Here is an 8,524-nt window from a genome sequence, read left to right as displayed (position 1 = left end):
GGCGCGGGCGGCGCGAAGGCGGCCGGGGCGGACGGCGGCGGAGTCGCCGGGCCCGGGCCGGCAGGAGCCGCGGGCGCGTACGGCGCGGGGGCCGGGTACGCGGCGGCCTGCCCGGTCGCGTACGCGGGCTGGGACGGGGCGCCCGGCACGAGCGACGCGACGCCCTCGTCGCGTGACGCCGCGGGGACGGCGCCTCGGACGTCGAGGACGAGCGAGCGGCCCGCCTTGTCGTGCCAGCCCTGCGACCGGCCCGACGAGTCGAACCCGGGGCTCAGGAGGACGACGAGGATCCCGCCCGCCGGTACGACGCCCACGATGATCCAGCGCAGCGCGGCACGGCCGAAGCCGACCGGGCCCCGCGACGCGGCGTCCACCGTGCGGATGCCGGTGAGGAGGTTGCCGAGCGTCTTGCCCGTCGAGCCCTCCCAGAACCACACCCCGATCCACCACGCGAGCGCGAGGACGGCCGCGAGCACGTAGACGACGAGGAGCTTGCCGAGGATCGCGGCCGCCTCCTCCTGCGTCATCGCCTGGGCGCTCCCGAGCGGGGCGCCCACGATCGCGGTCCCCGCGAGGAGCACGACGAGCGCGACGACCGCGGGCACCGCGACGTCCACGAGGTAGGCGACGAACCGGCGTCCGACGCCCGCGGACGGGGCGCCGTCGAGCGAGCCCGACGCGGGCGCGACGGGAGCGGGGCCGAACGCCTTCTGCGTCGCCGCGTAGACCTCGGGCTCCGTCGTCGTGTCCGGCGCCGACTGCGGGACGGCGGCGTACGGCACGGCGGCCCCGCCGCGGCCCGCGACGGCCTGCACCCCGCCGACGGGGCCGGCCGGCGGCTGCGCCACGGGGCGGCCGGTCCGGGGGAAGGGCTGCCCGCACACCGCGCAGAACGCGGCGCCCGCGGACTGCACGGACCCGCAGGCGGCGCACGTGACGTCGCTCATGACTCGTCTCCCTGTCGTCTCGTCGACCCCGACGACGACCCTGCCGCCGGCGGCACGGCCCCGCCCCCGGGGCCGTCGCGGCGCGGCAGCCACCGGCGCGGTCCCGACGAACCCGAGCCCGCGCGGACGGACCGCAGCGAGAGGGCGGCACGCACGCGGGCACGACGGTTCACGGAGGAGCGTAGCCCCCCGAGCACGCCGTCGACGTCCGCCCAGAACGCCTCGATCTCCTGCTCGCTGGGCTCGCCCGCGCCGAAGACCGTCGCGTCGGCGCGGTGCGCGAGCGGGATCGTCGCCGTCGCGCCGTACGACCGGGCGAGCATCCCCGCGCCCTCGCGGCGCGTGGACCCGGCCGGGACGGGCGTCCCGAGGTCGGCCGCGGCGTCGAGCACCTCGCGCCACCCGCCGCTCACGCGGTCGACCGGTCGCGGTGCCGTGCGCCGGCGCGCCCGGCGGCGCGACTTGTACGCGAGCACGAGGACGACCGGCAGGGCGAGGAGCGCGAGCGGGACGACCACGGCGACGCCGATGAGGAGCGCCTGGCCCCAGTCGAAGCCGTCGCTCTCGGCCTCCTCCTTGTCCTCGTCGTCGATCTTCCCGGCCTCGGCCTCGGCGGGCTCCTCCGGCGGCTCCGGGTCCTCGAGGATCGGCGGCTTCGGCACCTGGAGGCTCTTGGGCTCGGGCTTGATCTTGTTGTCCTCGTCGGGGATCGCCGTGATCGGCACCCACCCGTGCCCGACGAACGGCACCTCCGCCCACGCGTGGACGTCGGTCCCCGTCGCGGTGAACGGCTCCCCCGGCTCGAGCGGGTTCTTCTCCGCGTCCGGGTAGAAGCCCATGACGACGCGGGCCGGGATGCCCGCCTGGTTCGCCATGAGCGCGAGCGCGACGGCGAACTGCTCGTCGTCGCCGATCATCTCCTCGTCGGCGAGCAGCGTGTCGATGCGCTCCGCGGAGTGCCCCGGGCGCGACGGCGGCTGGGTGTCGAGACCGCTCGAGAAGACGCCGCTCGCGACGAGGCCGTCGCGCAGCGCGAAGAGCTGGTCGACGGGCTCGGTCTCCTCGCCCATGAACTGCGCGGCCTTGCCCGCGAGCGACGCGGGCAGCACGCCCTTGGGCGGCACGGGCACCTCGACCGACTGGTCGATCGCGCCGGCGCGCAGGTCGTCCTCGATGGGCTCTGGCGTGACGAGCGCGTCGAGCGTGTAGGTGTCCCCCGGGCGCAGGCCCGCGGTGGCCAGGGCGGTCCCGGTCGTCGAGTTGTAGTACGTCGTCTCGCCGAGCTCGCGGGCACGCTCGCCCGTGTACGTGATGCCGGAGAGCTGCCCGACGTCGGGCACCCACACGCCGCCGTACGCGCCGATCTCGACGTCGACGCGCGTGGGCGTGCCGGGTGCGACGGTCGCGATCTCCTCGCCCGCGCGCGTGTAGACGCCGGAGCCGGGCAGGCCGCTCGAGACGTCGTAGACGACGCCGTTGTACGTGTCGAGGGCCGCGAGGCGCACCTTGGCCCCCGCGGGGAGGCCACGCACCGTGAAGAGCTCGTCCTCGCGCATGTCCTTGGCGTACTTGCGGAAGCCCGTCAGGGGACTGACGTACTGGTGCAGGTCGAGCGGCGGGACGACGGTCTCCCGGAGCACGGTGCGCGGCTCGTCGGGGAGCAGCGCGGGCGCGGCGAACACCGCCGCGACGGCGCCGACGACGAGCATCGCGGCCCCGGTCCGGACGCGGTGCCACCACAGCCGGCGGGTCGCGGCCCGACTCGCCTCGGTCGTGATCTGGTGCGCGCCGAGCCGCGCGGCCGTGACGCGCCACCCGGCCCACAGGAGCCCGACGCCGCCGACCACGAGGCCCTGCACGACGGGGAACGCCGCGATGACCGTCCCCAGGAGGATGACGCCGACGAACGCGACGGCCACCGGCACGAGCGCCCACGCGGCGCGGCGCGCGCGCCACGCGATCGTCCCCGCGAGCAGCGCGGTGACGAGCATGAGCAGGTACGGCACGACGGCGAGGTGCGGGAACGAGCGCAGCGGCGGGACGGTGGTGACGAACTCCTTCCAGCCCGTCACCGCGCCGGTCAGCAGGTCGGCGATCGTCCGGAGGGACGGGAGCACCCCGCCGATCGTATCGGCCGGCAGGGCGAGGGCGCCGCCGAGGAGCAGGTACGCGACGACCGCGACCGGGAGGACCGTGAACGCCGCCCAGCGACGCCACGCGCCGAGCCAGGCGACGACGAGGCCGACGACGGCGCCGCCGACCGCGGGGAGCAGGTAGCCCGTCGAGCCCCACACGGGGCCGAACCCGACGGCGGTCGCGCCGAGCACGAGGACGAGCGCGAGCGCGTCGACGGCCCCGAGCGCGGTCAGGGCACGCGGCGTGTCGGAGCCGCGCAGGCGGGTGGTGCCGCGCTGCGACGTGCCGGACGACGGCGCAGGTGTGCCGACCGGCGTGGCGCGGCGCGAGCCGCGCGTCGTGGTGCTGGGGGCGCTCATCAGTCGTTCAGCCTCCGCAGGGCGAGGGGGAGCTCACCGAGCTCGCCGATCGTGAGGACGACGAGCTCCGCGATCGCGTGCCGGCTCAGGGACGCGCCGGGGACGCACTGGATCGCCATGACGCGCACGTCCTGCGGGAGCCGGGCCGAGGCCGCGCGGAGCTCGGTCGGCGTGACCTTGCTGCCGACGATGAACGCGACGACCGACGCGTCGGTGATCGTCAGTCCTGCGACGCGCGCGACGTCCACGAGGGACGTGCGCTGGGAGCTCGTCTCGACGCGCGCGAGGTCGTCGAGGAGGCGCGTGCGGTGGTCGCCGCGCAGGTTGCCGTCGTTGACGAGGACGGTGACCCCGCGGTCCTCCTTGATCGCCTGGAGGCCGAGCGAGCCGCACGCGCTCACGGCGAGCTCGAACTCGTCGTCGTGCGCGTAGTCCTCGGCGCGCGTCGAGAGCAGCACGGCGAGGTGCGACCGGCGCGTCTCCTCGAACTGGCGGACCATGAGCTGCCCCGTGCGCGCCGTCGTCTTCCAGTGGATGTGCCGGCGGTCGTCGCCCGGCACGTAGTCGCGCAGCGCGTGGAACGAGACGTCCGAGTTGGAGATGTCCGTCGTGACCCGGCCCTCGAGGTCCTTGAGGAACCCGGTCGACGAGCCGGAGAGGTTCTTCACGCGCGGGTGCACGAAGAGCTCCTCGGGCTCGGTCCACACGACCTCGCGCCGCAGCAGCCCGAGCGGGTCGGCGCGCACCGAACGCACGGGCCCCACGGAGATGACCGACCGGCGGTGCGTCGGCACCGTGAAGATCTCCTCGTGGCTCGCCTGCGGGCGCAGCCGCGGCACCGGGAACGTCGCCATCCCCTGCCCGACCGGCAGCTCCATGACCGACGGGAGCAGCGGGCGCGCCGAGTCGTTGCGCACGTCGAGGCGGCCCACCGCGCGGTCGCCCACGGTGACGCGCTGCTGGGCGAGGTCGAGCACGACGGCGTAGCGGAACCGGCCGAGCACGAACGCGACGGCCGCGACGAGCGACACCGTGAGCAGGACGGCGACCACGAGCAGCTCGAGCCACGAGAGCGCGAGCCCCGCCCACCAGGCCGCGACCGTGGCGACGAGCGCCGCCCACCCGAACGGGCTGACCGCCGACGTCACGGGCCCGACCGCCTCCACGGCGGGTGCCAGAGCCCGCGCGACCGGTGCGAGGGCCCGCCGGACGGCCGCCACGAGGGGTTGCAGGAGCCCGGCGAGGGCCGACGACGCGGTACGCGTGCCGGCCGTCCCGGGGGGACGGCTGCCCGAGCGGGTGCTCGGGCCGGAGGAGGCGTTCATGCGATGTGCTCTCGGTCGGTGCGGGAGGTCGGTCCGCCGGTGGCGGCACGGTGCGGGACGGCGCGAGGCGCCGACCGCGTCAGGCGGAGCGGCGCTCCTGCGGCGCGGCGACGTCCGCGAGGAGCCGGCCCAGCACGGCCTCGTTGGTCGCGCCGGCGAACTCCGCCTCCGGGTCGAGCACGAGGCGGTGCGCCCACGTCGGCTGCGCGAGGTCCTTGATGTCGTCGGGCAGCACGTAGTTGCGCCCGTGGGCGGCCGCCCAGACCTTCGCGCAGCGCACGAGCGCGAGCGCGCCGCGGACGGAGACGCCCACGCGCACCTCGGGGGCGTTGCGCGTCTCCTCGGCGAGCCGGGAGACGTACTCGAGCACGGCGCCGTCCACGTGGACGCGCGCGCCGAGCTCCGCCATCTCCGTGACGGCCTGGGTCGTGATGAGCGGCTGCAACGTCTTGCTCCGGTCGCGGACGGACGCGCCGGAGAGGATCTCGACCGTCGACGCGTGGTCGGGGTACCCGATCGACGCCTTCATGAGGAAGCGGTCGAGCTGGGCCTCCGGGAGGCGGTACGTCCCCGCCTGCTCGATGGGGTTCTGCGTCGCGATGACCATGAACGGACGGCCGACGTCGTGCCCGACCCCGTCGACCGTGACGCGGCCCTCCTCCATGACCTCGAGGAGCGCCGACTGCGTCTTGGGCGACGCGCGGTTGATCTCGTCCGCCAGCACGATCGACGCGAAGATCGGGCCCTGGTGGAACTCGAACTTGGCGGTCTTCTGGTCGTAGATCGTCACGCCCGTGACGTCGGACGGCAGGAGGTCCGGCGTGAACTGGATGCGGTTGTTCGTGCCCTGGACGCTGGCCGCGAGGGCGCGCGCGAGCGACGTCTTGCCCGTGCCCGGGGCGTCCTCGAGGAGGATGTGGCCCTCCGAGAGCATGCAGGTCAGGGTGAGGCGCACGACGTGCGCCTTGCCGAGGACTGCCTGTCCCACGTTCGTGACGAGGCGGTCGAAGGTCTGAGCGAACCAGGTGGCCTGCTCGGGGGTCATGGTGCTCATGCGTCGCTTTCCGTTCGCTGTGCTGGGGTACCGGGCGGGGGGGGAGCGCTAGTACCACGTCATGGTGTTCGTGTTGCCGATGGTCGTCTCGATCCGCGCGCTGCCGCCGGGCTGGCCGTAGACGCACTGCTGACCGCCGGAGTAGTTGCCGTTGCCGTCGGTCCGCAGCGCGCGGTTCTGCGCGTCGTAGCTGTAGTTGCCGGAGCCGATGCGCGACCCGCCGCCGTAGCACGTGACGCGGAACGACGTGTTCGCCGGCCCGTCCTTGATGGTGAGGTACAGCTCGGCGCACGAGCTGTGCTGGCAGTTGCCCGGCCACCGGCCGTCGGGCAGCTTGTGGTTGCTTCCCTTGCTCACGGTGAACACGGGCTCGGGCTTCTTGTCCGACGTCGCGGACTTGCACGTCTCCTTGGCGGCGCCCTCGGTGGGCGTCACCTTCACGCAGATCTCGCGCGTGACGTTGTACCCGACGCTCAGCGTGCCCGATCCGGACTTCTGGCTCGACTGCACGGCCCCGCGCACGGACACCGTGTAGTCCCGGCCGTTGCCGGACGTCGACCACGAGTACTTGATGGAGCGGTCGCCGCCGGACATGCTCACCTGGGGCGCCGGGATGGGCCCGTAGGGCGACTCCGCGTTCGCGGTCGCCGCCGACCCGGGCTCGCGTGCGCCGTCGACGCCCGCGACCGCACGCACCTTGATCGAGTACGACTTGCCGTTGGTCAGGCCGCCGACGGTCTTGTTCGAGCCGAGGTTCTGCCAGCCGCCGCCGGCGTCGTACTGGTAGCTGATCTCGTCGGACCGGACGCCGTTGCCGGACGCCGCGCCGAAGGAGAGCTTGATCTGCCCGTTCGTCCCGGTCGCGTCGGCCGTGAGGTTCGACACGGCGCCGGGCTTCGCGAACGCGCGCACCGGGTCGGAGGCGGGCGAGAAGTCCGCGTCGCCGAACTTGTCCGTCGCCTTGTTGTGCGCGCGCACCCGGAACGAGTAGCCGGTGGTGTCCGCGGGCACGCCGATGGTCGCGGAGGTCGACCCGCCCGCGACGGACGTGGTGGAGACGACGGACCCGCCCCGGACCGCCTCGACGGTGTACTTCGTGATCGGGGCGCCGTTGTCGTTCGGCGCCGACCACGAGACCTTCATCTGGGACGTGTCGCCGATCGAGGTGCGCTGCGCCGACGGCTTGCCGGGCGCGGCAGGCTTGCCCGCAGGCGTCTCCGCCGCGGAGTACTCGCCCCACTCCGACGGGTCGGGAGCGAGGTTGTTCGCCCGCACGCGGACCTTGTACGCCACGCCGTTCTGGAGGCCGTCCCACGTGACCGACGTCCCCGCGAGGGCCGTCTTCTGCGTCGCCCCGCCCGGCGGTGCGGGCGAGATCTCCAGGTCGACCGTCTGGATGGGCGAGCGGTCGGTGTAGGTCTTGTTGGTCCAGGTGACGATGAGCGACTGGTCGCCGAACTCGAGCGTGGGCGCGGCGGGCGGGTCGGGCTTCTCGTCGGGGCGTGCGACGGCGGACGGCGGCGAGGCGGGGCCGTCGCCGACGGCGTTGGTCGCGAAGACGGTGAAGGTGTACTCGACGTTGTTGGTCAGTCCGTCGAGCGTGCACGTGGTGGTGCCGCAGGCCTTCTCGTAGCCGTTCTGGGACCGCACGGTGTAGCCGGTGATGTCCGCGCCGTTGTTGTTCGGCGGGTCCCACGACAGCACGACGGTCCTCGAGCGGACCTCCTCGACCCGGGGCGTGGGCGGGGCGTCCGGCTTGCCGAGCACGGTGAGCTGGATGCGGCCCTCCACCTCGCGGTCGGGGTCCTTCGTCGCGTCCTGGACGCGGTACCGGACCACCATGACGCCGATGAAGTCGTCGCGCGGGGTGACCGCGACCTGGTCGCCCGCGACGCTCGCCGAGCCCTGACCCGTCTCGACGACCGCGTCGACGAGCGTCAGCGGCGCGACGTCCGGGAACGGGTTGGAGTCGTTCGCGAGCACGGGGACCCGCGTCTCCTTGCCCTGGTGCGCGTCCGGCACGGCGTCGTCGTTCGCACGGGCCAGCGGGCGCGTCGAGGCGACGACGGTGAGCGTCGCGGTGCCCTCGACCGGCGGGTGCTCGCCGTCGGTCACGGTGATCGGCACCTGCACGACCGTGCCCTTCGGCACCTCCGCCGTGGCCTGGGCGCGCAGCGTGGTGCCGCCCTCGATCGAGACCGAGAGGCCGCCACCCGGCGGGGTGGCCTGGAACGTGAGCGCGTCGCCGTCGGCGTCGGTCGCGAAGCGCGCGAGGTCGACCGTGGCCTCCTCGCCCGCCGCGACGTCGAGCGTCGGGGTGCCCACGAGCTCGGGGGCGAGGTTCTCCGGCGGCAGGACGGTGATCGGGATCGTGAGGACGCTCGTGTTGCCGTCCGGGTCCTCGGGACCCGAGCCGTCCGTCACCTCGAACGAGACCGCGGCCTGCCCGGTGAAGTCGGCGTCCGGCGTGTAGACGATCTCGGTCACGGACGTGACCTCGCGCGAGCCCTCCGTGGCCGTGACCTTGTCCTCGGTCGTCAGGCGCGGGCTGCGTCCCTCGACCACGAGGACGTGCTCCGTGAGGTCGATCGGCAGGGACTCGCCCGCGAGCACCTCGAGCACCGTCCCCGGTCGCAGCGTGGGCGCCTGGTCGGTGAGGCCGGGGACCTTGACGAACGCCTTGGCGGTGAGACCGTCCATGTC

Annotated in this window: 5 protein-coding genes; all 5 read right to left on the bottom strand. The window is 74.2% G+C overall.

What is annotated here, in order from left to right:
- The coding region (locus GYH36_RS18310) for an RDD family protein (protein ID WP_162290597.1) at window positions 1-947 on the bottom strand (947 nt) is incomplete at its 3' end.
- Entirely contained in the window at window positions 944-3,442 is a 2,499-nt protein-coding gene (locus GYH36_RS18305) for a transglutaminase-like domain-containing protein (protein WP_162290595.1), read from the bottom strand. The genes GYH36_RS18310 and GYH36_RS18305, both read right to left, overlap by 4 nt.
- On the bottom strand, window positions 3,442-4,767 hold the full coding sequence (locus tag GYH36_RS18300) for a DUF58 domain-containing protein (protein WP_115942035.1): 1,326 nt from the start codon (window positions 4,765-4,767) through the stop codon (window positions 3,442-3,444). The genes GYH36_RS18305 and GYH36_RS18300 overlap by 1 nt, the downstream gene beginning before the upstream one ends.
- 79 nt (window positions 4,768-4,846) lie before the next feature.
- Window positions 4,847-5,821, bottom strand: a complete 975-nt coding sequence (locus GYH36_RS18295) for an AAA family ATPase (protein WP_024842331.1) — start codon at window positions 5,819-5,821, stop codon at window positions 4,847-4,849.
- Between the two features lie 48 nt (window positions 5,822-5,869).
- Window positions 5,870-8,524, bottom strand: a 2,655-nt coding sequence (locus GYH36_RS18290; protein ID WP_162290594.1) for a fibronectin type III domain-containing protein, incomplete at its 5' end; no start/stop codon positions are given.

It is taken from the genome of Cellulosimicrobium composti, from assembly GCF_010287905.1.
Lineage (GTDB): Bacteria > Actinomycetota > Actinomycetes > Actinomycetales > Cellulomonadaceae > Cellulosimicrobium > Cellulosimicrobium composti.
This window is presented reverse-complemented; position numbering and strand designations above follow the sequence as displayed.

Coding starts and splice junctions, on each gene's coding strand:
- GYH36_RS18305 (WP_162290595.1), bottom strand. CDS start 3,442: ATGAGCGCCCCCAGCACCACGACGCGCGGCTCGCGCCGCGCCACGCCG.
- GYH36_RS18300 (WP_115942035.1), bottom strand. CDS start 4,767: ATGAACGCCTCCTCCGGCCCGAGCACCCGCTCGGGCAGCCGTCCCCCC.
- GYH36_RS18295 (WP_024842331.1), bottom strand. CDS start 5,821: ATGAGCACCATGACCCCCGAGCAGGCCACCTGGTTCGCTCAGACCTTC.